The following is a 23,690-nucleotide window of genomic DNA, read 5'->3' as shown; positions in this document are numbered from 1 at the left end:
CAAGCCAGCCGGCCGTCATGGCGCCTGCAGGTGACGGGCGGCTTGCGGGCGCCGATCCGAAGGCCTACCCGGAGAGGCTCGTCGCCGGGCGGCGCGCCTCCCACCACGCCGCCAGGAGAAACGCCGCAGCCGCCGCCACCAGCACGCCGATCAACGCATCCGCGCCGACGCTTCGCATCAGCGTCCCCGCGACGATCGGCCCGCCGAAGCTCGCCACGCTCCACGACGCGCCGACGATCGCCGTCGCCGAAACCAGCGACGGCCCGCGAAAGCGCTCGCCGCAAGCGACGATCGACAGCGTATAGACACTGCCCGCCGCTGCGCCGATCACGAACAGCAGCGGCCAGCAGATCCACGGATACGCGACCGCCCAGGGCAGAAACGGCAGCAGCGCGAGGACGACGACGCCCGCGCCCGCATGCACCCTGGCGCGTCCGATGCGATCGGCGAGCCAGCCGATCGGGAACTGCATCGTCGTGTCGCCGAAGAGGATCGCGGAGGCGAACAGCACGCCGATGTCCTCGCCGATGCCGTGCGACATCGCGAAGAGCGGCATCAGGGAAAGCGCGAGCGTGTCGAAGAGCGCGAAGAAACCCGTGCCGATCACGAGCGCCGGCATGCGCGGCAGCACGGTGCGCCAGTCTCCGTGCGGGCCTTCCCCGGAGGCGAGCGCGTGCGGCGTGCCGCGTATCGACGCGAGCGCGGGCAGCGCCAGCAGGAAGATCGCGCCGCACACGGCGAAGCGCGCCGCCTGCCAGCCGGCGATCACGCTGACGAGCACGGGGCCCGTCATCTGGAAGAGGGTGAAGTTGGTCGCGTAGAGGGCGACGACGCGCCCGCGCGTGGCATCGTCGGCGAGCTGCGTGACCCACGCCTCGCCGATCGTGAAGAGCAGCATCAGCGCCGCGCCGAACAGGAGGCGCAGCGCGGCCCACAGCCACAGGTTCATCGTGAGCTGCATCGCGATGGTCGCGAGCGCCGCGACGATCACCGTGGCGACGATCGTCCCGCGCGCCCCGAAGCGCCCGGCGAGGCGGCTCGCGAACGGCGCGACGACGAGGCCGCCGCCCGCCTGCACCGCCGTCATCAGGCCGACGATGTCGGTGCCGTAGCCCGCCTGCGTGAGCGCGAGGGCCGTGAGCGGCAGCGTCGCGCCCAGCCCCAGGCCGACCACCGCGACGCTCAGAATCAGCGCGAGAAAATCACGCGAGAGAATTCCCTTCATCCACTGCACCGCCCGGCATGAGTCAGACGGCCTGTCCGATGGCAAGCCGGCGCGCGCGCTTGTCGAGCGTCGCCGAAAGCAGCGTCAGCCCGAACGCGATCGCCGCCATCAGGATGCCGACCCACGGCAGCGACGTGAGCGGCGCGCCCGCGCCGATCACGCAGCCGCCGAGCCACGCGCCCGTCGCGTTGCCGAGGTTGAACGCGCCCTGGTTCAGCGTCGAAGCGAGGTTCGGCGCATCGCTCGCGCGGTTCACGATCAGCATTTGCAGCGGCGGCACGATCGCGAACGCGAGCACGCCCCAGAAGAAGATCGTGACCATCGCGGCAACGGGCTCGTGCATCGTGCCCGCGAAGATCGTCAGAATGACGACGATCGCCAGCAGGAAGGACAGCAGCGAGCGCAACAGCTTCCAGTCCGCGAGCTTGCCGCCGAGCGTGCTGCCGACCGTCAGACCCAGCCCGAAGAGCAGCAGCACGTAGGTGACCGCATGCGGCGAAAAGCCTGTCACGTCCTCGAGGATAGGCGTGATATACGTGAACACCGAGAAGAGACTGGCCGATGCGAGCACGCTGATGCCGAGCACCATCAGCACTTGCGGGTTCTTGAGCACGTCGAATTCGCGCAGGATGCTGGTTTCGCGCATCTCGATATGCCTCGGCAGGCACACGGCGAGCGCGCCCGCCGCCGCCACGCCGATCAGCGTGACGACCCAGAAGGTCGAGCGCCAGCCGGCCGCCTGGCCGAGCGCGGTGCCGAGCGGCACGCCGAGCACGTTGGCGAGCGTGAGGCCGGTGAACATCAGCGCGATGGCCTGCGCGCGGCGGTTCGGGGCGACGAGATCGGCGGCAACCACCGAGCCGATGCCGAAGAACGCGCCGTGGCAGAACGCGGTGACGATGCGCGCGCCCATCAGCACCCAGTAGTTCGGCGCGAGCGCGCACAGCATGTTGCCGACGATGAACACGCCGATCAGGCTCATCAGCGCCTTCTTGCGCGGCATCTTCGCGGTGACCACGGCGAGGATCGGCGCGCCGACCGTGACGCCCAGCGCATAGCCGGACACGAGCATGCCCGCCGCCGGGATCGACACCGCGAGATCGCGCGCGACGTTGGGCAGGAGCCCCATGATGACGAATTCGGTCGTGCCGATGCCGAACGCGGCAATGGCGAGAGCGAAGAGAGGCAGAGGCATGGCGGAGGGCGGACGAAGTGTCACGCCAGGTCGCGCGTCGTCGGATTGAGCGATGCAGGCGCCGAGGCGGAGTCGAAGGCTCGAATTGTACCGAAAGGTATTTTTTGATGCTGGTATAAACCCTGATACTGACCGGCCCTGCCATCCTTCATGCCGAACGGATATTCTTGCGGACGCGGCGGCGGCGCATGAGTCTTGCACTCGCGACGCCGGCATGCGTCAGATGTTTCCGGTAACACGCTCGCCGGCGCGCATTCGTTGCGCGCTGCGGGCGACGATGAGTGTTGGAAAAACGCAGCAACGACTGAACGAAGATGTCACTGATAAAAACCTGTATCCGCGCCGCGATCGCCTCCACGATGTTCCTCGCCGCGCTCGCGCACGCCCAGAGCGACGCCGCCGGCCCCATCGCCACGCAGGCGGGCGCGCTGAATTTCCTGCGCGACGAATCCGGCATGGCGGCGCTCATCGACACGCAGGTCTTCGACCGCTTCGACGCCAAACGCATCGCGCACTTCGACGAAACCACGGGCGCGAGCGACACCGTTACGCGCATGCTCGTGCAGTCCGATACCGGGCCGGTGCTGTACGACTTCCGCCGCAATCCGCCGCTCGTGCAGCGCGTGAATCAGCGCATGACGGTGAAGCGCGTCTTCTGGCAGGGCGAGGAAGTCGTGATGCAGTCGAATCTCGGATGGTACGGATACCGGCGCGGCAAGCTCACGAGGCTGCAATCGTCGACGACGATCTATCACTGAGCGAAGCGCTCACGCGCGCACGGCGAACACGCGCTCCTGCGCGACGACATAGACCATTTCGCCGCGCAAACTGCCGTTCACTTCGAATCCGCCGGTGAACGCGCCGAACGCGGGCAGCACGCCCGCGCGCGAGCCGAAGCGAAAGCACGGCAGGCGCACGCTGTCGATGCGCGTCGCGAGCCGATACACCGGATGCTCGTGGCCTGCGAGCGCGTAGGCGCCGTCCACCGTCTGCGGATGATGGCAAAGCGCCCACGGCCCGAGCATGTGCGGCTCCTTCACGACGTCGACGCCGAACGCGGCGGGCAACGCGCCCGCATGCCTGTCGTGATTGCCTTCGACCAGCACGAGCCGCAATGCGCGATGCTTCGCCCGCCACGTGGCGAGTGCGTCGAGCGTTTCATCGGCATGAGATTCGCGCGCGTGAAGCAGATCGCCCAGAAAGACGATCGACTCCGGACGATGCGTCGCGACGAGCGCATCGAGCCGCGCGAGACTCTCGGCGGTCGTGCCGGCGGGCACCGGAATGCCGCGCGCGCGAAACACGGCGTCCTTGCCGAAATGCGCATCGGCGATGAACAGGCTCTTCGCGAGCGGATCGAACGCCGCGCGTTCGGCGCAGAGTGCGAGCGCGCGGCCGTTCACATCGATCGTCAGCGCTTCGGTCGCCATTTACGCCCCTGCCGCCTTTTCGAGGTCCGCGAGCATGCGCTCGACGCGATCCGACAGTTTCTCGGTGCTCACCTTCTCCCTCAGGCGCGCGACGATCAGCGGAAACGCAAAAGGCGTCGGTTTTTTTGGGTGCGTCAGGACGAGCCGGCTTTCGCTCATCCGTTCGAGCGCCGCGCGGATGCGGCCGAGTTCGAGTTCCTGCAACATGACTTCCTGATCGGCCTGCGCGAGCAGGAGATTACCGCTGTCGTGCTTGCGAAAGACCTCATAGAACAGGCCGCTCGACGCCTGCAATTGACGCGCGCTCTTCTGCCGCCCGGGATGGCCCTGATCGATCAGCCCGGACACGCGCGCGATCTCGCGAAAGCGCCGCGCGGAAAGCTCGGATGCGTTCAGGCTCGCGAGAATGTCGTGCTCCAGATCGTCCGGCGAAAACAGGCCTTCGGCGATGAGCGTCTCCCAATCGAACGGCCGTGCCGACAGCAGTTCGAAGCCGTAGTCGTTCATCGAAATGGAGAAGGTGCCCGGCTGATCGCGAGCCGCGCGCCAGCCGATCAGCGACCCCAGCCCGATATGCGCCATGCGCCCCGCGAACGGATAGCAGAAGAAGTGATGCCCCTCGCGCGAGCGCACCCGTTCGACGACGAGCACGCCCGGCCCCGGCAGCGCGGACCACTTCGCCTGCAAGTCGAGCAGTGGTTCGACGGCGCGCATCTCGGGCTCGTCGTAGATGCCGTCGTTGGCGCGCGCGAGCATCAAGAGCGCGGCTTGCGCCAGCTCCGACGAGAGCGGCATCTTGCTGCCCGCCCATTGCGGCATCGCGCCGCGCGAGGAGGTCGCGCGCTTCACGTAGGCGGTCATGTCGCGCACGCGCACGAGTTCGAGCGTCCGTCCGCCGAAGGTGAAGACATCGCCGGGCTTCAGGCGCGAGATGAACGACTCCTCCATCGCGCCGACGCGCCCGCCCGTCACGTACGCGACGTCGATGGTTGCGTTCGCAACGATCGTCCCGACGTTGTTGCGATGGCGGCGCACGAGGTCCTCGCGCGGCACGCGGTATACGCCGTCGTCACCCTTGACGACGCGATGAAAGTCCGGATACGCCGCGAGCGACGCGCCGCCGCGTTCGACGAACGCGAGCGCCCAGTCGAATTCGGCCTGCGTGAGATCGCGATAGGCGTAGGCCGTGCGCACTTCGTCGAGCATCTCGCCGGGCGTGAAACCGCCGCCGATCGCCACCGTCACGAGATGCTGCACGAGCACGTCGAGCGGCTTCAGGGGCATGTCGCGTCCTTCGATGCGATGCTCCCGGATCGACCAGCGCGCCGCCGCGGCTTCGACGAGTTCGAGCGCGTGCGTCGGCACGATCGTCACGCGCGACACGCGGCCCGGCGCGTGGCCCGATCGTCCCGCGCGCTGCATGAGCCGCGCGACGCCCTTCGGCGAGCCGATCTGGAACACGCGGTCGACCGGCAGGAAGTCGACGCCGAGATCGAGGCTCGACGTGCACACGACCGCCTTCAGTTGCCCGTTCTTGAGACCGAGTTCGACCCAGTCGCGCACGTCCTTGTCGAGCGAGCCGTGATGCAGCGCGAGCAGGCCGGCCCAGTCCGGCCGCAGTTCGAGCAGCGCGCGATACCAGATTTCGGATTGCGAGCGCGTGTTGGTGAAGACGAGCGAGCTTCGCGCGCGATCGATTTCATCGGCGACGGGACCGACCTGCCGCACGCCGAGATGCCCGCCCCATGGAAAACGCTCGATGGTCTCGGGAATGAGCGTATCGACGACGAGCGTCTTCGGCTGCGCGCCGCGCACGACGACGCGCGGCGTGCGCACGGGATGCAGCAGCGCTTCGTGCGCCAGGGCGAGATTGCCGAGCGTCGCGGAAAGTCCCCAGATCTGCAGATCGGGGCGCCAGCGCGCGAGCCGGGCGATCGCCAGTTGTGTCTGCGTGCCGCGCTTGTTGCCGAGCAGTTCGTGCCATTCGTCCACGACGACGAGCCGCACATGCGAAAGCTCGTCGCGAGCGTCGGCGCGGGTCAGCATCAGCGTGAGGCTTTCGGGCGTCGTGACGAGCGCGGACGGCATGCGGCGGTTCTGGCGCGCGCGTTCGCCCGACGATGTGTCGCCGGTGCGCAGCCCGACCGTCCACGGGACGGACAGCGCCGTGACGGCGGTCTGCAATGCGCGGGCGGTGTCGGCGGCGAGCGCGCGCATCGGCGTGATCCAGAGGACCGTGAGGGGCGCGGGCAGCGCATGCGGCTTCGGCGGCGCAGCGGCATGGGCGGCGAGTGCGCCGAGCCACACGGCCCAGGTCTTGCCCGCGCCGGTCGTTGCGTGAAGCAGGCCGCTCGCGCCCCGCCGAATGTCGCGCCACGCTTCGCGCTGGAATTCGAACGGCTGCCAGCCGCGCTCGTCGAACCAGCGCGCGATGCGCTCGTCGATCGGTTTCGCGGCTTCGTTCTCGTCGTATTCGAAAGGCGCGGGCGTGAAGAGCGCGGCGGCCGCGTCGAGCCTGGCCTGAGCGGCGCGCGTGCGCGGCACGCGGCGAGGACGCGGCGCGCGGCGCCTTTCCTTGTCCGTCGGCTCGGGCGCGTTCATGCCATGGCCTCGTTCAGAAAGCCCTTGAGCGTATCGAGCGTGTCGGCGTCCTCGATCGCCTTGTCGGTGCGCCAGCGCAGCATGCGCGGAAAGCGCACCGCGATCCCCGACTTGTGCCGCGGGCTCGCCTGTATGCCCTCGAAGCCGATCTCGAAGACGAGCGTGGGCGTGACGCTGCGCACCGGCCCGAACTTCTCGATGGTCGTCTTGCGCACGATCGCATCGACCTGTCGCATCTCTTCGTCCGTGAGGCCGGAGTAGGCCTTCGCGAACGGCACGAGCGTGCGCACGCCGTCAGCTTCGTCCCAGACGGCAAAGGTGAAATCCGTGTAGAGGCTCGCGCGCCTGCCGTGGCCGCGTTGCGCGTAGAGCAGCACGGCGTCGATCGAATAGGGGTCGATCTTCCACTTCCACCACGTGCCCGACGCCTTCGTGCGGCCGACGCCGTACATCGAGCTGCGCTCCTTGAGCATCAGGCCCTCGACGCCGCGCGCCCGGCTTTCGTCGCGCAATGCGGCGAGGGCCTGCCAGCCGGATGCGACGACCATCGGCGACACGCGCAGCAAGTCGACCGCCAGGACTGACGCGAGCGCGTCGAGGGTTGCTCGCCGCGATTCGAGCGGCTCGGTGCGCAGGTCGCGGCCATCGGCTTCGAGCAGATCGTAGGCGAGCAGCGCCGCGGGCGAATCGGCGAGCACTTTCTTCGTGAGCGACTTGCGCGTGATGCGCGGCTGCAATCGCGCGAACGGCAACGGCGCGCTCGCGCCCGGCTCCCACGCGAGAATTTCGCCATCGATCACGGTGCCATCGGGCAGCGCCGCGCCGAGCGACGCGAGTTCCGGAAAGCGCTCGGTGACGAGATCCTCGCCGCGCGACCAGATCCATACGCGGCCCGCGCGCTTGACGAGCTGCGCGCGTATGCCGTCCCACTTCCATTCGACGATCCAGTCGGCAGTGGAGCCCAGGGTCGCCGGATCGGCCTGCAGCGGATGCGCGAGAAAGAACGGATAGGGCAGGCCGATGTCGCTTTCGTGCGGCGTGTCGACGTCGTCGCCTTCCGCGGCCGGCGCGACGAGGCGCAGATAGCGCGCGGCGCTCGGTTTCTCGCGCGAATCGGTCCAGCCGACCATGCGCTGCGCGATGCGCTTGTGATCGACGCCCGCGACTTCGGCCAGCGCGCGCACGACGAGCTGCCGCGCGACGCCCACGCGAAAGCCGCCGCCGATCAGCTTCGTCAGCAGAAATCGCTCGCTCCAGTTCAGTTCGTCCCAGTAGCTCAGCAAGCGCTCGCGCAGCTCGGCCGGACTCGCGCCGCGCAGCGTGAGCACGCGCTCCTCGATCCATTGCGCGAGCCCGAGCGACGATTCGCGCGACGCCGGCGGCAGCACGTGCGCAATGGTCTCGGCGAGATCGCCGACCGCCTGATACGACTCCTCGAAAAGCCATTCGGGCAAGCCCGCGCGTTCGCGGGCGAATTCGGTGAGCAGGCGCGTCGGCACCGACTGGCGCGGCTTGCCGCCCGCGAGAAAGTACGACGCCCACGCGGCGTCTTCCGGTTCCGCGCCCGCGAAGTACGCGATCAGCGCTTCGAGCTTCTCGTTGGTCGATGTCGTCGCGTCGAGCGCGGCGTAGAGCGTCGCGAAGCGTTTCATTGCGCGGCGCGCTCCGTATTCTGCGGGACGCTTTCGGCGGCGTCGGCTTCGATTGCGTCGTCGCCGTATTCCGTGCGGAAGGCGCCCGCGTCGAGGCCTTGCTCGGTGAGCCAGCGCACCATCGGCTCGACTTGCCCGTGCGTGACGATCACGCGCTCCGCGCCGCTCGCGCCGATCGCGTATTGCAGGCCGGGCCAGTCGGCGTGATCCGAGAGCACGAAGCCGCGATCGACGCCGCGCCGCCTGCGCGTGCCGCGCAGGCGCATCCAGCCCGAGGCGAAGGCGTCGCTGTAATCGCCGAAGCGGCGCATCCAAGGGCTGCCTTGCGCGGACGGCGGCGCGACGATCAGCGCGCCCTTGAATGCCGTCTTGTCCTTCGCGGGTATCGCGCTGACGAGGCGCGTCTGCGGCAACGCGACGCCCGCTTGCGCGTATGCGCGATTGAGCGGCTCGACCGCGCCGTGACAGAAGATCGGACCGATGGCCGCGTCGACGCCCGCGAGAATGCGCTGGGCCTTGCCGAACGAATAGCAGAAGATCACCGACGCGCGTCCCTGCGCCGCGTTGTGCCGCCACCAGGAATCGATGCGGTCGAAGACCTCGCGCGCGCCTTCCCAGCGGTAGATCGGCAATCCGAATGTCGACTCGGTGATGAACGTGTCGCAGCGCACGGGTTCGAAGGGCGCGCAGGTCGGATCGGGCTCGACCTTGTAGTCGCCCGACGCGACCCATACGCGCCCCTTGTGCTCGACGCGCACTTGCGCCGAGCCGAGCACGTGCCCGGCGGGATGCAGCGACACGCGCACACCGTTCACGTCGATTGCTTCACCGTAGGCGAGCCCCTGGACGTCGATGCCCGGCAGCCGTGAAAGCAGCACGCCGACACCCGGTTCGGCCGTGAGATAACGCGCGTGCCCGAAGCGCGCATGATCCGCATGGGCATGCGTGATGACCGCGCGTTCCACCGGGCGCCACGGGTCGATATGGAAGTGGCCCGGAACACAGAAAAGGCCCTCGGGTCGCGCGACGATGAGATCGGAAGAAGTGTTCACGTATCGTTCAAGGATGCGTGCACGACGGCCGCGTGACGCGCGCACTATCGTGCAATGCCGGAGTGTTCGATTCTGGCAACAAAAGCACGCCACGTGCCCGTCACGGCGCTTTCATGAATCGCGACTAGGGTGTAAAAGTTTAATTGGCCCGAGCGTTTGTTTAGCGCCGTTCGTTCAGGACCATTTGCTTGCGAAACACGCGCGCACGGGGCGCGCGCGGCGCAGTCTTCTTCTTATGCCGAACATGGACACGATGGTTGCGCCGACCGCCGCAGAAGCGGTCTGGATCGTGAGGCTCCAGGGCCATCCGCAGTACGACTTCGTGCGCCTGAAACGGGTTTTCAACGACTATGGCTCGCGCCATCAGGTCGTGCTCGTCGACGTCAGGAAACTCCTCGAATGCGCCGACCGCGACGACACCGACTACGTGCTCAAAGCCGTCAGCGACTGGCACGCGGGCAAGGTGCGCGGCATCCGCGAGTTTCTCGACCCCGACAACCCCCGCGTGCCGGAAATGCCGTACGTGACGATCAGCGTGCGGCGCTCGCCCGGCCTGCTCGGGCTTCTCGGCGTGCATCGGGAAGGGGTGGTCGCGTTTCGCAACGGGCAGCATCGTGCGAGATACATGGCCTACGCCGGCGCACTGTGCATGCCGGTCGAAGTGCATGAGCGCGAGGCGCCGCTGTTGCGCGAGATGTGCGCCGCGCCCGACACCACGAGCGCCGAGTACGGCGAAACCTGAGTGCCGCGCGGAACAAGCGCCTAGTCCTGCGGCACGTCCACGACGTTGCGCGGCGCGTCCGCTTCCCATGCCTTCACGTTGCCGAGCGTGGTCGAGGCGATCTCGATCAGCGCCTCGCGCGTGAAGAACGCCTGATGCGCCGTGATGATGACGTTCGGAAACGTGAGCAGGCGCGCAAGGACGTCGTCCTGCAGCAGGCTGTCCGAATGGTCCTCGAAGAAGAGGCCGCCTTCTTCCTCGTACACGTCGAGGCCGAGATGGCCCAGTTGCCCGCTTTTCAGCGCGCCGGTCAACGCATTGCTTTCGACGAGCCCGCCACGCCCCGTGTTGATGAGCATCGCCCCGCGCTTCATGCGGGCAAGCGCGTGTTCGTCGATCAGGTGATAGGTGGACGGCAGGAGCGGGCAGTGCAGCGAGACGATGTCCGAGTTCGCGAGCAGCTCGTCGAGCCCGACATAACGCGCGCCGCGCTCGAGCAGATCCTGGGCGGGCGGGCCGGGATCGTAGGCGAGCACCTGCATGCCGAAGCCGGCCATGATGTTGCCGAACACCCGTCCGATGATGCCCGTGCCGATCACGCCGACGGTCTTGCCGTACAGATCGAAGCCGAGCAGGCCGTTGAGCGAGAAATCGCCGTCACGCGTGCGCGCCACCGCGCGATGCAGCCGCCGGTTCAGCGTGAGGATCATGCCGACCGCATGCTCCGCGACCGCGTGCGGCGAGTATGCGGGCACGCGCGTCACCGTGATGCCGAGACGTTTCGCGGCGTGCAGATCGACGTGATTGAATCCCGCCGAGCGCAATGCCACGAGACGCGTGCCGCCCTCGTGGAGCTTTTCGAGCACGGCGGCATCGACGCCGTCGTTGACGAACGGGCAGACTGCCGTGAATCCTCTCGCGAGGATGGCGGTCTGCGCGTCGAGATGCGCTTCCTGAAAATCCAGTTCGACGCCGAATGCCTCGTTGGCTTGCCTGAAGGTGTCGGCGTCGTACTGGCGGCTGCTGAAGAGAATGAGGCGGGTGGCGTTCGGAGCGGGCATCGTTTCGGGCGAAGTGTGGGTCCGGCGGGTCGTGTCGCCCGCGGCGGCCGTCCGTGCTTCCGGTCGGCCGCGCGTGGCGTCAGCTCGCGGTCGCCGACACGCTGCTCGTTCTCGGCACGGACACGAGCGGCGGCATGGACGACCTGATGATGTCGTCGGGGCGACCGGAGGCGGCCGCGAATTCCCGGCTCAGATAGTCCAGAGCATAGTCGATAAAGAAGCGTGTCTTGGCAGGCAGATACTGACGCCCCGGATAGACGATCGAAACTTTCATGTCCGGGTCGTCGATCGTGTAATCGGGCAGCAGGCGAACGAGCGTGCCCTCCTTCAGATCCGTTTGCACGATGCCTTCGGGCAGGATCGAAAAGCCCATGCTCTTCAAGGTGGCGAGACGGACCATCAGCCCGTTGTTGACCGTATACACCGGCGCGAGCGTGATCTGGTCGGCGGCGCCGTGGCGATGACGGAAATGCCAGGTCTGGCTGCGCATTTCATTCGGCAATCCGACCGAAGATAACGTTTGCAAATCCGCGGGCGCAGCGGGCATGCCATGTTCGGCGACGAATGCCGGCGTGGCGACCGGAACCAGCGCGTTGGTGCCGACGGGACGCTCGATGAGCGCGGTGCTCGACACCATGAACGCCGTGACGATGCCGACGTCATAGCCGTCCTCGACCAGATCGACATGCCGCTCGGCGAGCGTCAGGCGCACGTTGACCTTGGGATAGAGCTTGCGGAAGCCGTCGATGAGCGGCGTCAGCGTGAGCAGCGAGAGCGCGCTCGACGCGACGACGCGCAGCGTGCCGCTCGGTTCGCCCTCGGTGTGCGTGACGGTCGACTCCAGATGATCCAGTTCCTCGAGCAGCGCGCGGCAGCCTTCCAGATAACGCGTGCCGGCTTCGGTGAGAGAAAGGTTGCGGGTGGTGCGATTGATGAGGCGGGTTCTCAAATGCGCTTCGAGCATGGCGATTGCGCGGGTGACCAGCGCATTCGAGACGTCGAGTTGTTGAGCGGCGCGGCGAAAGCTTTCCGTGTCCGCCACGCGCACGAAGACGCGCATTGCATGGATCTGATTCATCTTGGTGCCCTCTCAGAGTTGTGCCACACGGTCCGGACCTACGCCTTATGACGAGCGTGTGTCCAGTTATTGAACAACCTGTGAAGCCGATAATATTGACAGAATCCGGATATTGCAATATCCAGATCATAAAATTTAGGATGCCGATGCTGATTTTTTGGGGTAATTCGGTTCGATCCTTAAAACGCGTGCATTCGCGCGGTCCGAGGCGTCATTCCTAAAGCGGCGGCGCATTGAAAGGCTGGATTATTTCAGTTGAAGGAGATGGCCGTTTTGTTGAATGTCTTCTGATATATGTCGGAAATGTTTAAAAAACCGCATTTTATGGAAATAATCGCGCCTTTTTCGAACTGATATATCAAGCCTTCGAATAAAAGCTTTTATTTATCGGTCCTGATATATCGATTAATTTCTTTCGTGAAGATTACGCGCCGAGACGATTGCTTAACGACCAAGGTACGGCGAACGCGTTCCGATTACCAATAAAAATTGTCGATCCCATGATATTGAATCTGCTTTCCGCGCAGCCCGAGATCGCTCTGTTTTCCAGCCTCGCGATTGGCTATTTCATTGGTTCGTTCAAGCTTGGTCCAATTCAGCTCTGCGGCGTTTGCGGCACGCTCATCGTCGCGTTGATCCTCGGTCAAAGCGGTGCGCGTATTTCGCCCGACCTCAAGAACATCGCTTTCGCGCTTTTCATCTTCGCGCTCGGCTTTACCGGCGGCCCGCAATTCTTCGCGAATATCGGACGCGGATGGCGTTACGGCGCGCTGTCGATCGTCGAGATCGTCGTCGTGATCGCGCTCGTGCTCGGCGCCGTCGTCGTGCTGAAGCTCGATGCGGGAACCGCGGCCGGACTGCTCGCCGGCGGGGCGACCGAATCGGCCGTGATCGGCACGGCCTCCGAGGCCATCAACCGGCTCGGACTGCCGGCCGCCGACACGGCGCGTCTGCAGGCGAATATCGTCACCGCCTACAGCGTGAGCTATCTGTTCGGTCTGGTCACGATCGTGCTTTTCGCGAGCCAGTTCGCGCCGCTCATCCTGCGCGTGAACCTGCGCGACGAAGCGGAGCGCGTCTGGCGCAAGCTCGGCGGCGACGGCGCACTCGGCGAGGCGCAGACGCCTGCCGCGCCGCCGCTCGCCGGACGCGAGCTCAGGGTGACGACGGGCGCGGGCAGCACCATCGGCGAACTGGAAAAGCGCTTCGGCTACAACATCAGCGTGCAACGCGTGCAGCGCGACCGCTCGATCATCAAGCCGCAGGCCCCGGTCGTCCTGAAGGCGGGCGATAGCGTCGTGGTCGGCGGGCGGCGCGAGGCGCTCATCGAGGCGATTCCCGCGATCGGCGAGGAGGTGTTCAGCGGCGGCGTCTCGGATGTCTTCGTCGAGCGTGTGGATGTGATGCTCACGCAGCGCGCGATTCACGGCCTCACGCTCGCGCAGGTGCGCGCCCGCGCCGCGCCCGCCGACGCGCACGGCGTGTTCGTCGCGGCCGTGACGCGTCTCGACAGCACGATTCCCGCACTATCCGGCACGCAGTTGCAGCGCGGCGACGTGCTGACGCTCGTCGGCAACAAGGAAGACGTCGCGCGCGGCGCCGCCCGGCTCGGCTACATGCTTCGCGCGACGCGGAAAACCGACTTCGTCTTTCTCGGGCTCGGCGTGCTGCTGGGCATCGGGATCGGGCGATTGTCGGCGCACGTCGGCGGCATCGACCTCACGCCTGGCACGGGCGGTGGCTGCCTGCTCGCGGGCCTCCTGTTCGGCTGGATCCGCTCGCGCTATCCGCTGATCGGCTCGCTGCCGTCGGCGGCGGCGCAGATCCTGAAGGACTTCGGCCTCTGCACGTTCATCGCGGCGGTCGGACTGTCGGCGGGCGCGGATGCGCTGCGGCTCATCCGCGAATACGGCATCGCGCTGCCGGTCGCGGGCATCGTCATCACGCTCGGGCCGGCGCTCGCGTCGCTTTTCATCGGACGCTGGCTGCTGAAGCTCGAAGTGCCGATGCTGCTCGGCGCGATCGCCGGCCAGCAATGCAGCACGCCCGCGATCAGCGCGCTCGTCGGCGTGACGGGCAACGCGACGCCCGTCATCGGCTACACGATCACCTATGCACTTTCGAACGTGCTGCTGCCGCTGCTCGGGCCGGTGATCGTCGGGCTGGCCGGCAAACTGGGCTGACGCCATGGACTGGCTTCACGACATCTTCCAGAAGTCGCCGGAATCGGCGCTCTTCCTGTCGCTTGCGGCGGGCTATCTGATCGGCCAGATCAACTTCGGCAAGTTCCAGCTGGGCGGCGTGGGCGGCTCGCTCATCGCGGCGGTGGTGGTGAGCCAGGCGGGCGTGCAGATCGACAACGGCGTGAAATCGGTGATGTTCGCCGTCTTCATCTACGCGGTCGGCTACGACTCGGGCCCGCAGTTCTTCAATTCGATCAACCGCAAGACGCTGCGCGAAATCGCGATGGCGGTGTTTCTCGCGGTGACGGCGCTTCTCAGCGTGATCGTCTGCGCGAAGGTCTTCGGGCTGAACAAGGGGCTTGCCGCCGGGCTCGCGGGCGGGGCGCTCACGCAATCGGCGATCATCGGCACGGCGGGCGACGCCATCGCGCGGCTCGGCCTGCCCGCCGACCAGACGAAGGCGCTGCAGGCCGACGTGGCGATCGCGTATGCCGTGACCTACGTGTTCGGCTCGCTCGGCGCGATCATCATCTGCGTGAACATCCTGCCGAAGTTCATGGGGCAAAGCCTGAAGGAAGCGTCGATCGAGGCGGAGAAGGCGCTCGCCGGCGGCGCCGCCGGACCCGGCCCGGGACAGATTTCCGCGCTACCGGCGCTCGTCGGGCGCGCCTATCGCGTGGCGAACGGTGGCGCGGCAGGGCGCACGGTCGCCGACATCGAAGTGGACGACCAGGACCTGATCACCGTCGAGCGCATCCGGCGCGCGGGCCGTGCGCTCGAGCCGCGCCCGGACATCACGCTGGAGACGGGCGACATCGTGCTCGTCGTCGGGCGGCGCGAGGTGATGGTGAGCGCGGCCGCGCACATCGGCGAGGAAGTCGCGGATACGGACGGCATCAGCGTCGTCATGCAGAAGCGCCAGGGCGTGTTCACGAAGCGCGGCATGAATCACACGACGATCGCCGCGGTGCGCGCGCGAGTCGATCGCGACATGCGTCACGGCGTCTATATCCACGACATCGCGCGCGCCGGTCAGCCGCTGCCGGTGCTGCCGCAGACGCGCCTCGAGCACGGCGACGTCATCACGTTCTACGGCTCGCCGCAGGACACGAAGCGCGCCGTGGACGCCGCCGGCTACGAACTGCCGTACACCGACAAGACCGATTTCATCTACATGGGCGTGGGCATCGTGCTCGGCCTGTTGATCGGGCTCGTCGTCGTCGACGTGGGCGGCGTTCCGCTCACGCTCGGTTCGGGCGGCGGCTGCCTCCTCGCGGGCCTCCTGTTCGGCTGGTTGCGGGGCAAGCATCCGATGTACGGCGTCATGCCGCCGGCCGCGTCGCAGTTGCTCAAGGATTTCGGGCTCGCGGCGTTCGTCGCGGTGGTCGGCCTGAATTCCGGGCTGCAGGCGGTCGTGACGGTGAAGCAGAGCGGGCTGACGATCTTCCTGCTCGGCGTGTTCGTCACCCTGTTCCCGCTCCTCCTGACGATGCTCTTCGGCCGTTACGTGCTGCGCTACGACAACGCCGCGCTGCTCGCGGGCGCGCTCACCGGATCGCGCAGCGCGAACCCGGCGTTCGGCGGCGTGCTCGACAAGGCGGAGAGCGCGGTGCCGACCGTGCCGTTCGCCATCACCTACGCGCTCGCCAACGTGTTGCTGACGCTGCTCGGACCGCTCGTCGTCGGCCTGGTTTGAGCGCGGCCGCGGGCGTGCGCCTTGCGCCATAATCGTCGGACACACAAGGAGGCTTGCAATGACCCGATCCGTTCCGACCGTCACGCTGCCGACAGGCGAAGCGATTCCGAAGCTCGGCCAGGGCACGTGGGAAATGGGCGAGCGCCCGAACGCGCGCAAGAGCGAAATCGCTGCGCTGCGCGAAGGCGTCGAGCTCGGCATGACGCTCATCGATACCGCCGAGATGTACGGCGACGGAGAAAGCGAGAAGCTCATCGCCGAGGCGCTCGGCGATGTGCGCGACGAGCTCTTCATCGTGAGCAAGGTGTATCCGCACAACGGCAGCGAGCGCGGCGTGCAGGCCGCGTGCGAGCGCAGCCTGAAGCGCCTGAAGACCGACCGCATCGATCTTTATCTGCTGCACTGGCGCGGGGGCGAGGATCTGGAAGGCGTGGTAGCCGGTTTCGAAAAGCTGAAGGGCGAAGGCAAGATCCGTCACTGGGGCGTGAGCAACTTCGACACCGACGACCTGGAGGAACTGTTCTCGCTCGATGGCGGCGACGCCTGCGCGACCGATCAGATTCTCTACAACGTCGCGCGGCGCGGGCCCGAGTTCGATCTCTTGCCGTGGCTGCGCGAGCACCGCATGCCGGCGATGGCCTATAGCCCCGTCGATCACGCTCGCCTGCCGCGCGGCGGCGCGCTGGAAAGGATCGCGGCGGCGCGCGGCGTGTCGGCGTTTCAGGTGGCGCTCGCGTGGGTGCTGCTGCAGCCCGAAGTGTTCGCGATTCCGAAGGCGGCCGACGTCGCGCACGTGCGCGAGAACCGCGCGGCGCTCGACCTGCGACTGTCCGCCGAAGAACTCGCGGACATCGACCAGCAGTTCGGGCCGCCGAGGTCGAAGCGCTCGCTCGAGATGCTCTGAGGCCGCGCGCGCTCAGGTGCGCATCAGGTGCACGCGTGATGCGCGTGCACCGAGCCGAGCACCGCGACTTCCGCGGGCGTGCGCTTGAGATCGGCTTCGTCGACCTGTTTCGCGTCGGCGAGGAAGTCGTCGATGATCGACGAAACCTTCGTGTCCGTCAGGCACAGCGAGACGCTCTGGGTCTCGCCATCCGACAGCGACGCGCGCTGCGACAGGAACAGCACGCCGTACTGATACCCGCGCACGATGCCGCGCACGGCGCCGACACATTGCCCTTGCGCGGTATTGTCGGACTTCGCGGCGCACTGCTGCGCGAGCGAATAGGCCGAGAAGGTCGGATCCGACGCGCCGGGCGTCGGGGCTTGCGGCGGCGTCTGCGCGTGCGCGGCCAGCGCGACGGCGAAAGTCAGACCTGCGCTGAGCGCGATGGAAAGGGCGGGTTTCACCGGTTGAATCCTCTTTATTGTCGGACATCGAACCGATGAGAGACGTGCGAAGCCGCTTTGGTTCCGGTGACCGCCTCATGCGCCGCTTGCCGATTGCGCAGGATCAGCTTTCCTGACGTTGCAGCGCACGCAGTTCGTCGACGGGAATATGGCAATGGATCGCGTGATCGTTGCCCGCATCGCGGCACGGCGGCGTTTCGGTCTCGCATATATCGCCGATCTTGCGCGGGCAGCGCGTGTGGAACACGCAGCCCGACGGCGGATTCGCCGCGCTCGGCAACTCGCCCGACAGCCGGATGCGCTTCGCGTGCGCCGCGTCCAGTGCCGGCACCGACGACAGCAGCGCTTCGGTGTACGGATGCTGGGGGCCGTCGAAGACATCGGCGGCGCGGCCGATCTCCATGATGCGCCCGAGATACAGCACGGCGATGCGGTCCGAGAGATAACGCACGACATGCAGATCGTGCGAGATGAACACGTAACTCACGCGCCGTTCGCGCTGCAGGTCCGCGAGCAGGTTGAGAATCGCGGCCTGCACGGAGACGTCGAGCGCGGAAGTCGGCTCGTCGCAGACGACCACGCGCGGGTCGCCCGCGAAGGCCCGCGCGATCGCGACGCGCTGCTTGAGCCCGCCCGACAGTTGCCGTGTGCGAGAGCCGAGATAGCGCTCCGGCAGGCGCACGGCTTCGGTCAGCGCGCGCAGGCGTTCTTCCTTCGCCTGGCCATGCAGCGCGGCGAGCTTCGACAGCGACCGCGCGATCAGCCGCCGCACCGAATGCGCGCGGTTCAGCGCGGAATCGGGATTCTGAAAGACGATCTGGAGCGACTTCACCTGCTCGCCGCTGCGCCTGGTCACGCGCTCGGGCAGCCTCGCGCCGTCGAGTTCGAGCGTCGCGCCCTTGTCGGGCGACACGAGGCCCAGGAGCAGCTTCGCGAGCGTCGTCTTGCCGCTGCCCGATTCGCCGACGAGCCCGAGCGTTTCGCCCTGCACGAGATCGAGCGAGACATCGTGGACGGCGCGCACGTCCTCGTCGCCGACGCGGAAGGTCTTCGAGAGATTGCGCGCCGAGAGCGCGAGCGGCAGTTCCTCGCCGTTGGCGACGGGCACCGGCGCTTCGTCGGTCGAGCGCGGCAGGGTTTCCGCGCGTTCGTGATAGTGGCAGCGCGCCATCTGATCGCCGTGCGCCGACGCCACGCGATACGGCGGCGGCGCGTCCCTCAGGCAGCGCTCGTCCGCGAGCTTGCAGCGCGGCGCGAAGATGCAGCCCTGCGTGATCGAGCCCGGCAGCGGCAGCGAGCCGGGAATCGTGTCGAGGCGGCCCGTTTCCTTGCTGCGGCCCTCGCGCGGCAGGCAGCGCAACAAGCCGACCGTGTACGGATGCCGGGGCTGCGCGAAGACATCGGCGGACGCGCCTTCCTCGACGAGCTTGCCCGCGTACAGCACGCCTACGCGATCGCACATGCGCCCGATCACGGCGAGGTTGTGGCTGATGAAGAGCACGGCCATGCCGAGCTCCGCGCGCAGCTGCACGATGAGATCGAGCACTTCGGCTTCGACGGTTGCATCGAGCCCGGTGGTCGGCTCGTCGAGGATCAGCAGCTCGGGATTGCACGCGAGCGCCATCGCGATGACGACGCGCTGCTGCATGCCGCCCGACAGCTGATGCGGATAGCTTTCCATCACCCGTTCCGGCGAGGCGATGCGCACGCGCCTCAGCATGTCGGCGGTGCGGGCGATGGCGTCGTCGGCGGAGACGCCGGTCACTTCGAACGCTTCGGATACCTGACGCGCGATCGTGAGCGACGGGTTCAGCGCGCGCCCCGGATCCTGGTACACCATCGACACGGCGCTTGCGCGCATGCCGCGCAACGCGTCGGCGTCGAGCGCGGCGACGTCGCGCCCGCCGATCGAAATCCTGCCCGCCTTCACGCGGCCGTTTCGCGGCAGATAACGCAGCACCGCGAGCGCCGCGGTGGACTTGCCGCAACCCGATTCGCCGACGAGCCCGTACGTCTCGCCGCGCTTCACGCGCAGCGTCACGTCCTGCAGCACTTCGCGCTCGCGTCCGCGCGAGCGGTAGGACACCGTCAGGCCGACGATCGTGAGCGCGTCGGCCTGATCGCCCTTGGCGGCGCCGAAGGTGGGAAAAGCCGATGGCGGCGGTCCGTTCATCGGTCGAGCACTCCCTGCACGGCATCCGCGACGAGATTCACCGCGACGACGAGCGATGCGATCGCCGCGGCGTCGAACACGACCGTCCACCACGCGCCGCCCGCCATCAGCGTATAGCTTTCGGACAGCGCGAGGCCCCAGTCGGCGGACGGCGGCTGGATGCCGAAGCCCAGGAACGAGAGCGTCGCGACCGCGAAGATCGCGTAGCCGAGGCGCACGGTGGCCTCGACGATGATCGGCGGCAGCACGTTCGGCAGGATCTCCGCGAACATGATGTAGAGCGCGTTCTCGCCGCGCAGCTGCGCCGCGAGCACATAGTCCAGATGCCGCTCGCCGAGCACGGCGGCGCGCACCGTGCGCGCGGTGATCGGCGCGAAGGTGAGGCCGATGACGAGTATCACCGTCGTGTTGCTCGCCCCGACCGCCGCGAGCGCGAGCAGCGCGACGATCACGAGCGGCAGCGCGAGCAGCGCATCGATCACCCGTCCGATGGCGGCATCGACCCAGCCGTCGAAATAGCCGACGACGAGCCCGATCGCCGTGCCCGCCGCCGTGCCGAGCAAGGTCGCGAGCGGCGCGATGGTGAGGATGTCGCGCGAGCCGACGATCACGCGCGCGAACACGTCGCGGCCCAGCTGATCCGTGCCGAACCAGTGATCGGCGGAAGGAGGGCCAAGCGAATTGAGCGGATCGGACGCGTACGGATCGTGGGGCACCAGCCAGTGCCCGAAGAGCGCGCACAGCACCCAGAAGAGCAGGATCAGCACGCCGATGTCGAAGGTGCCCGAGCGCATGAGCGCGCCGAGCGCTTCGAAGCGGCGCGGCTTGACGGGCGCCGGGGCGGCGGTGGTCGTGCTCATGGCGAATCCCCCGACGAATCGGCGGTGCGCAGGCGCGGGTTCAGCACGACGTAGAGCGCGTCCGCAATCAGATTGGCCGCCGTGTAGATCACGCCGATGGTGAGTACGCCCGCCTCGAGCATCGGAAAGTCCTTCGCCCGCGCGGCGTTGTAGATGAGCGAGCCGATGCCCTGATAGTGAAACAGCGTCTCCACGACGACGAGGCCGCCGATCATGTAGCCGAGCTGCGTCGCGGCGACGGTGATGGTCGGCAGCAGCGCGTTGCGCAGCACGTGCCGGAGAATCACGACGCGCTGCGGCAGGCCCTTGAGAATCGCGGTGCGGGTGTAGTCGGCATCGAGCGCCTCGACGGTGCCGGCGCGCGCCATTCGCGCGATATAGCCGAAGAACACGAAGACGAGCGGCAGCACCGGCAGGATCAGATGTTCCAGTTGCGTGAGGATGCCCGCGCCGGCGGGCGCGGTCGCCTCGATCGGCAGCCACTGCAGCCACACGCCGAAGATCAGGATCAGCACGATCGACGAGACGAACTCCGGCACGACCGTCGCGGTGAGGCCGCCGATGCTGATGAGCCGGTCGATCCAGCGTCCCGCGTGCAGCGCCGCGTACACGCCGCCCGCGATGCCGAGCGGCACCACGACGCCGAACGCGAGCGCTCCGAGCTTTGCCGAGTTCCACAGCGCGCCCGCGATGAACGGCGCGACCGGCGCGCGGAACGCGTAGGACGCGCCCATGTCGCCGCGCAGGAAGTGGCTGATCCAGCTCGAATATTGCGTGAGAAGCGGCCGGTCCACGCCCAGTTGATGATTGAGCGCCGCAACCGCCCGCGCATCGGCGAGCGGCCCGAGGATCGCGCGGCCGACGTCGCCGGGCAGCAGCTGGCCGCCGGCGAAGACGATCATCGACAGGAGCCACAGCGTGACGAGCGCGAGCAGCACCCGCACGCCGATGAAGCGCACGACGCGCCGCGTCTTCGCGGAGCCGTTGCGCGGCGTGCCGATGCGGGTCGTTGGCGTAACCGTGCTCATCGTACGGACCTCCTTGCTGCGTTCAACCCGCCGCCACCGTCGCGCGGTCGAACCACATCTGCGAGATGGCGTTGAAGCGCACGCCGGAGACGTTGGCGCGCGTGACGATCAACTGGTCGTAGAAGTAGGGGATCACCACCGGCGTTTCGTCGAGCAGGAGACGCTGGATCTGGCCGGAGAGCTTCTTCTGCGAGGCGACGTCGAGCGCCGCGACGAACTGCGCGACCAGCTTGTCATACTCCGGATTCCTGAAGTGCGCCGCGTTCCAGGTGCCGCCGCTCGTGAGCGGCGCGTTCAGGAACACGTTCGGCACGCCGCGATGCCCGTAATCCGTGATGCCGAGCGGCGAATCGAGCCAGTCCGACTTGCCGAACGTGCCCGATCCGTAATAGAGGTCCTGGCTCTCCACCTTCAACTGGATGCGAATGCCGATCGCCTTCGCCGCGTTCTGCACGACGACCGCGAGATCGGGAATTTCCATGTACTTCTCGGTCGTGAGCGTGATGTCGAAGCCGTTCGCGACGCCCGCTTCGCTCATCAGCTGCTTCGCCTTCGCGACATCGATCCTGCGCTGCGGCACGGTGAGGTCGCTCGACGGAAACACCGGCGCGAACGGGCTGTCGTTGCCCACCTGCGCGCGGCCGCGGAACAGGCCCTTCACGATGACTTCGCGGTCGATCGCGAGCGCCAGCGCCTGGCGCACGCGCTTGTCCTTGAACGGCCCCATGTCGCAGCGCATGTGCATCTGACGATGCGAACTCGACTTCGTGCCCAGCACCTTGAACTGCGGATTCGTCAGCACGGAGACGCCGCCCTGCACGGTGAAGTCGCCCATCACGTCGGCCTGGCGGCCTTGCATCGCGAGAAGCTGCGCCTGCTGGTCGGCGTAGAACGAGAAGCTCACGCGCTCGGGCAGCGCCTTCTCGCCCCAGTAGTCGGGATTGCGCACGAACGACGCGCCGACCTTCGGCGTGTATTTCTCCAGCTTGAACGCACCGGTGCCCATGAAGGTCTTTTCGTACGGCCCGCTGAAATTCGCCGGCAGAATCACGGCGTTATACGTATTCGAGGAAACGTAATACGGGAAATTGCCGTTGGGCGCATCGAGATGGAACTCGACGGTGTGGTCGTCCACGGCCTTCGCCGAATCCTTCGACAGCACGCCCTTCAGCACCGAGAGCGCGGCCGACCCCGCGCCCGGGTCGGACAGGCGGTTGAAGGTCGCGACGACATCCTTCGCCGTCATCGGCTGGCCGTCGTGGAACTTCACGTTCGGGCGCAGCTTGAAGGTCCACACGTCGCCCTTCGCATTCGAAGACCACGACAGCGCGAGCGCAGGCCGCAGGGCGAGATGCTCGCTGTCGTCGTCGATCAGGAATTCGCCCGTCTGATTGATGAGCGCGAGACCCGCCGCATCGGTGACGGTGAGCGGATCGACCGCGCCCGCGGGCATCAGATGCGCGACGCGGATCGTGCCGCCCGGCTTGCCCGCGCCCTGGGCGCGCGCACCCGGCATCCCGAGAATGCCGCCTGCGGTCAAGGCAAAGCCGAGCACGCTCGCATGGCGCAGCAATTCGCGGCGCGTGAGGCGTCCGGCCGTGAACTCGTCGATCGCGTGATTGCCCAACTCGCCCGCAAGCGGGCGAACCTGTTCGAGGAGATGCGCGTCGGTCGAAGATTTCTTCATCGTGTGCGGATGTTGTAGTTGTCGCGCTCGCCGGGTTCGTGCGCCGGGCGAGCGACCAGTCTAGCCGCGCCGAAAAGCGCCGCCGCGTCTTTGCGGGACAGCAAGTTGCGCGCCGCATCATCGCCGCGCGATCGATCGCCCGCTTCAGTGGTCGTGCGGATGCTTGTGAATCGGATCGACCCAATAGACTTCCTCGGGCGTCTCCACGGCATCGATATTGAGATTCACCACCACCGCTTCGTTGTCGCTGCGCACCAGCACGCATTCGAGCGGCTCGTCGGTGCTGGCGTTGATTTCCTGGTGCGGCACGTAGGGCGGCACGAAGATGAAGTCGCCGGGCCCGGCCTCGGCGGTGAACTCGAGGTGCTCGCCCCAGCGCATGCGCGCCTGGCCGCGCACGATATAGATGACGCTCTCGAGCGCGCCATGATGATGCGCGCCCGTCTTCGCATTCGGATGGATCGTGACCGTGCCGGCCCAGATTTTCTGCGCGCCCACCCGCGCCGCGTTGATCGCGGCCGCGCGGTTCATGCCCGGCGTCTGCGGGGTGTTGGTGTCGAGCTGATCGCCCTTGATGACCTTGACGCCGTGCTCGCGCCAATCAGTGTGATGATGTGGGTCGCTCATAGCGGTTTATCGTCTGCGGATAGAAAAAGTCCGTTGCCGCCACCAACCAGCCAGCAACGGACTTCGATGCT

At 67.2% G+C, this 23,690-nt stretch carries 19 protein-coding genes; 5 read left to right on the top strand and 14 right to left on the bottom strand.

Translation table 11 applies throughout. The features are described from left to right. Window positions 1–64: 64 nt before the first annotated feature. Entirely contained in the window at window positions 65–1,225 is a 1,161-nt protein-coding gene (locus AWB83_RS22355; RefSeq protein WP_087047798.1) for an MFS transporter, read from the bottom strand. Window positions 1,226–1,247: 22 nt separating this feature from the next. Beyond that, a complete protein-coding gene (locus AWB83_RS22350; protein WP_087047797.1) occupies window positions 1,248–2,420 on the bottom strand; it encodes an MFS transporter in 1,173 nt (390 codons plus the stop codon). Between the two features lie 314 nt (window positions 2,421–2,734). Between AWB83_RS22350 and AWB83_RS22345 the strand changes: the two genes are divergently transcribed. Further along, entirely contained in the window at window positions 2,735–3,178 is a 444-nt protein-coding gene (locus tag AWB83_RS22345) for a hypothetical protein (protein WP_087047796.1), read from the top strand. Between the two features lie 9 nt (window positions 3,179–3,187). On the opposite strand, the gene pdeM is transcribed toward AWB83_RS22345, so the two are convergent. The 4 genes from pdeM to AWB83_RS22325 are packed head-to-tail and all read right to left on the bottom strand — an operon-like array spanning window position 3,188 to window position 9,155. Continuing rightward, window positions 3,188–3,850 (bottom strand): ligase-associated DNA damage response endonuclease PdeM, encoded by a 663-nt coding sequence (gene pdeM / locus AWB83_RS22340; RefSeq protein WP_087047795.1) that lies wholly within the window; start codon window positions 3,848–3,850, stop codon window positions 3,188–3,190. Next, the gene (locus tag AWB83_RS22335; protein WP_087047794.1) at window positions 3,851–6,451 is read right to left on the bottom strand and encodes a ligase-associated DNA damage response DEXH box helicase; all 2,601 of its coding nucleotides are present in this window, start codon (window positions 6,449–6,451) and stop codon (window positions 3,851–3,853) included. Continuing rightward, window positions 6,448–8,103, bottom strand: coding sequence for an ATP-dependent DNA ligase (locus AWB83_RS22330; protein ID WP_087047793.1), 1,656 nt, complete (start codon window positions 8,101–8,103; stop codon window positions 6,448–6,450). Before AWB83_RS22330 ends, AWB83_RS22335 begins: the two co-directional genes overlap by 4 nt. Then, entirely contained in the window at window positions 8,100–9,155 is a 1,056-nt protein-coding gene (locus tag AWB83_RS22325; protein WP_087047829.1) for a ligase-associated DNA damage response exonuclease, read from the bottom strand. The genes AWB83_RS22330 and AWB83_RS22325 overlap by 4 nt, the downstream gene beginning before the upstream one ends. Before the next feature lie 235 nt (window positions 9,156–9,390). Between AWB83_RS22325 and AWB83_RS22320 the strand changes: the two genes are divergently transcribed. Next, complete coding sequence (locus tag AWB83_RS22320; protein ID WP_087047828.1) at window positions 9,391–9,897, top strand: plasmid fertility inhibition factor family protein; 507 nt, start codon at window positions 9,391–9,393, stop codon at window positions 9,895–9,897. A gap of 20 nt (window positions 9,898–9,917) precedes the next feature. Here the strand turns inward: AWB83_RS22320 and AWB83_RS22315 are convergent, their stop codons facing one another. Continuing rightward, window positions 9,918–10,937, bottom strand: coding sequence for a 2-hydroxyacid dehydrogenase (locus tag AWB83_RS22315; RefSeq protein ID WP_087047792.1), 1,020 nt, complete (start codon window positions 10,935–10,937; stop codon window positions 9,918–9,920). Between the two features lie 79 nt (window positions 10,938–11,016). Further along, a complete protein-coding gene (locus AWB83_RS22310) occupies window positions 11,017–12,015 on the bottom strand; it encodes a LysR family transcriptional regulator (protein WP_087047791.1) in 999 nt (332 codons plus the stop codon). A gap of 500 nt (window positions 12,016–12,515) precedes the next feature. On the opposite strand from AWB83_RS22310, the gene aspT (AWB83_RS22305) reads away from it, so the two are divergent. The 3 genes from aspT (AWB83_RS22305) to AWB83_RS22295 are packed head-to-tail and all read left to right on the top strand — an operon-like array spanning window position 12,516 to window position 16,798. Further along, entirely contained in the window at window positions 12,516–14,198 is a 1,683-nt protein-coding gene (gene aspT, locus AWB83_RS22305; protein ID WP_087047790.1) for an aspartate-alanine antiporter, read from the top strand. A 4-nt stretch (window positions 14,199–14,202) separates the two neighbouring features. Beyond that, entirely contained in the window at window positions 14,203–15,894 is a 1,692-nt protein-coding gene (aspT, locus tag AWB83_RS22300; protein WP_087047789.1) for an aspartate-alanine antiporter, read from the top strand. 58 nt (window positions 15,895–15,952) lie between these two features. After that, window positions 15,953–16,798, top strand: a complete 846-nt coding sequence (locus tag AWB83_RS22295; protein WP_087047788.1) for an aldo/keto reductase — start codon at window positions 15,953–15,955, stop codon at window positions 16,796–16,798. A 23-nt stretch (window positions 16,799–16,821) separates the two neighbouring features. On the opposite strand, the gene AWB83_RS22290 is transcribed toward AWB83_RS22295, so the two are convergent. The 6 genes from AWB83_RS22290 to AWB83_RS22265 all read right to left on the bottom strand — a co-directional run bounded on the left by AWB83_RS22290 (window position 16,822) and on the right by AWB83_RS22265 (window position 23,619). Further along, entirely contained in the window at window positions 16,822–17,244 is a 423-nt protein-coding gene (locus AWB83_RS22290) for a hypothetical protein (protein WP_087047787.1), read from the bottom strand. Window positions 17,245–17,347: 103 nt separating this feature from the next. After that, window positions 17,348–19,417: an ABC transporter ATP-binding protein gene (locus tag AWB83_RS22285; protein WP_087047786.1), complete on the bottom strand. Its 2,070-nt coding sequence runs from the start codon at window positions 19,415–19,417 to the stop codon at window positions 17,348–17,350. Beyond that, entirely contained in the window at window positions 19,414–20,277 is an 864-nt protein-coding gene (locus AWB83_RS22280; protein WP_087047785.1) for an ABC transporter permease, read from the bottom strand. The genes AWB83_RS22285 and AWB83_RS22280 overlap by 4 nt, the downstream gene beginning before the upstream one ends. After that, the gene (locus tag AWB83_RS22275; protein ID WP_087047784.1) at window positions 20,274–21,305 is read right to left on the bottom strand and encodes an ABC transporter permease; all 1,032 of its coding nucleotides are present in this window, start codon (window positions 21,303–21,305) and stop codon (window positions 20,274–20,276) included. The genes AWB83_RS22280 and AWB83_RS22275 overlap by 4 nt, the downstream gene beginning before the upstream one ends. 22 nt (window positions 21,306–21,327) lie before the next feature. After that, window positions 21,328–22,992, bottom strand: a complete 1,665-nt coding sequence (locus tag AWB83_RS22270) for an ABC transporter substrate-binding protein (protein WP_096059384.1) — start codon at window positions 22,990–22,992, stop codon at window positions 21,328–21,330. Between the two features lie 144 nt (window positions 22,993–23,136). Continuing rightward, entirely contained in the window at window positions 23,137–23,619 is a 483-nt protein-coding gene (locus tag AWB83_RS22265; protein ID WP_087047783.1) for a cupin domain-containing protein, read from the bottom strand. Window positions 23,620–23,690 lie beyond the last annotated feature (71 nt).

It is taken from the genome of Caballeronia ptereochthonis (assembly GCF_001545075.1).
In the GTDB taxonomy this organism is placed as follows: Bacteria; Pseudomonadota; Gammaproteobacteria; order Burkholderiales; family Burkholderiaceae; genus Caballeronia; species Caballeronia ptereochthonis.
Note: the sequence above shows the minus strand (reverse complement) of the source record. Positions and strands in the feature narration are given on the sequence as shown.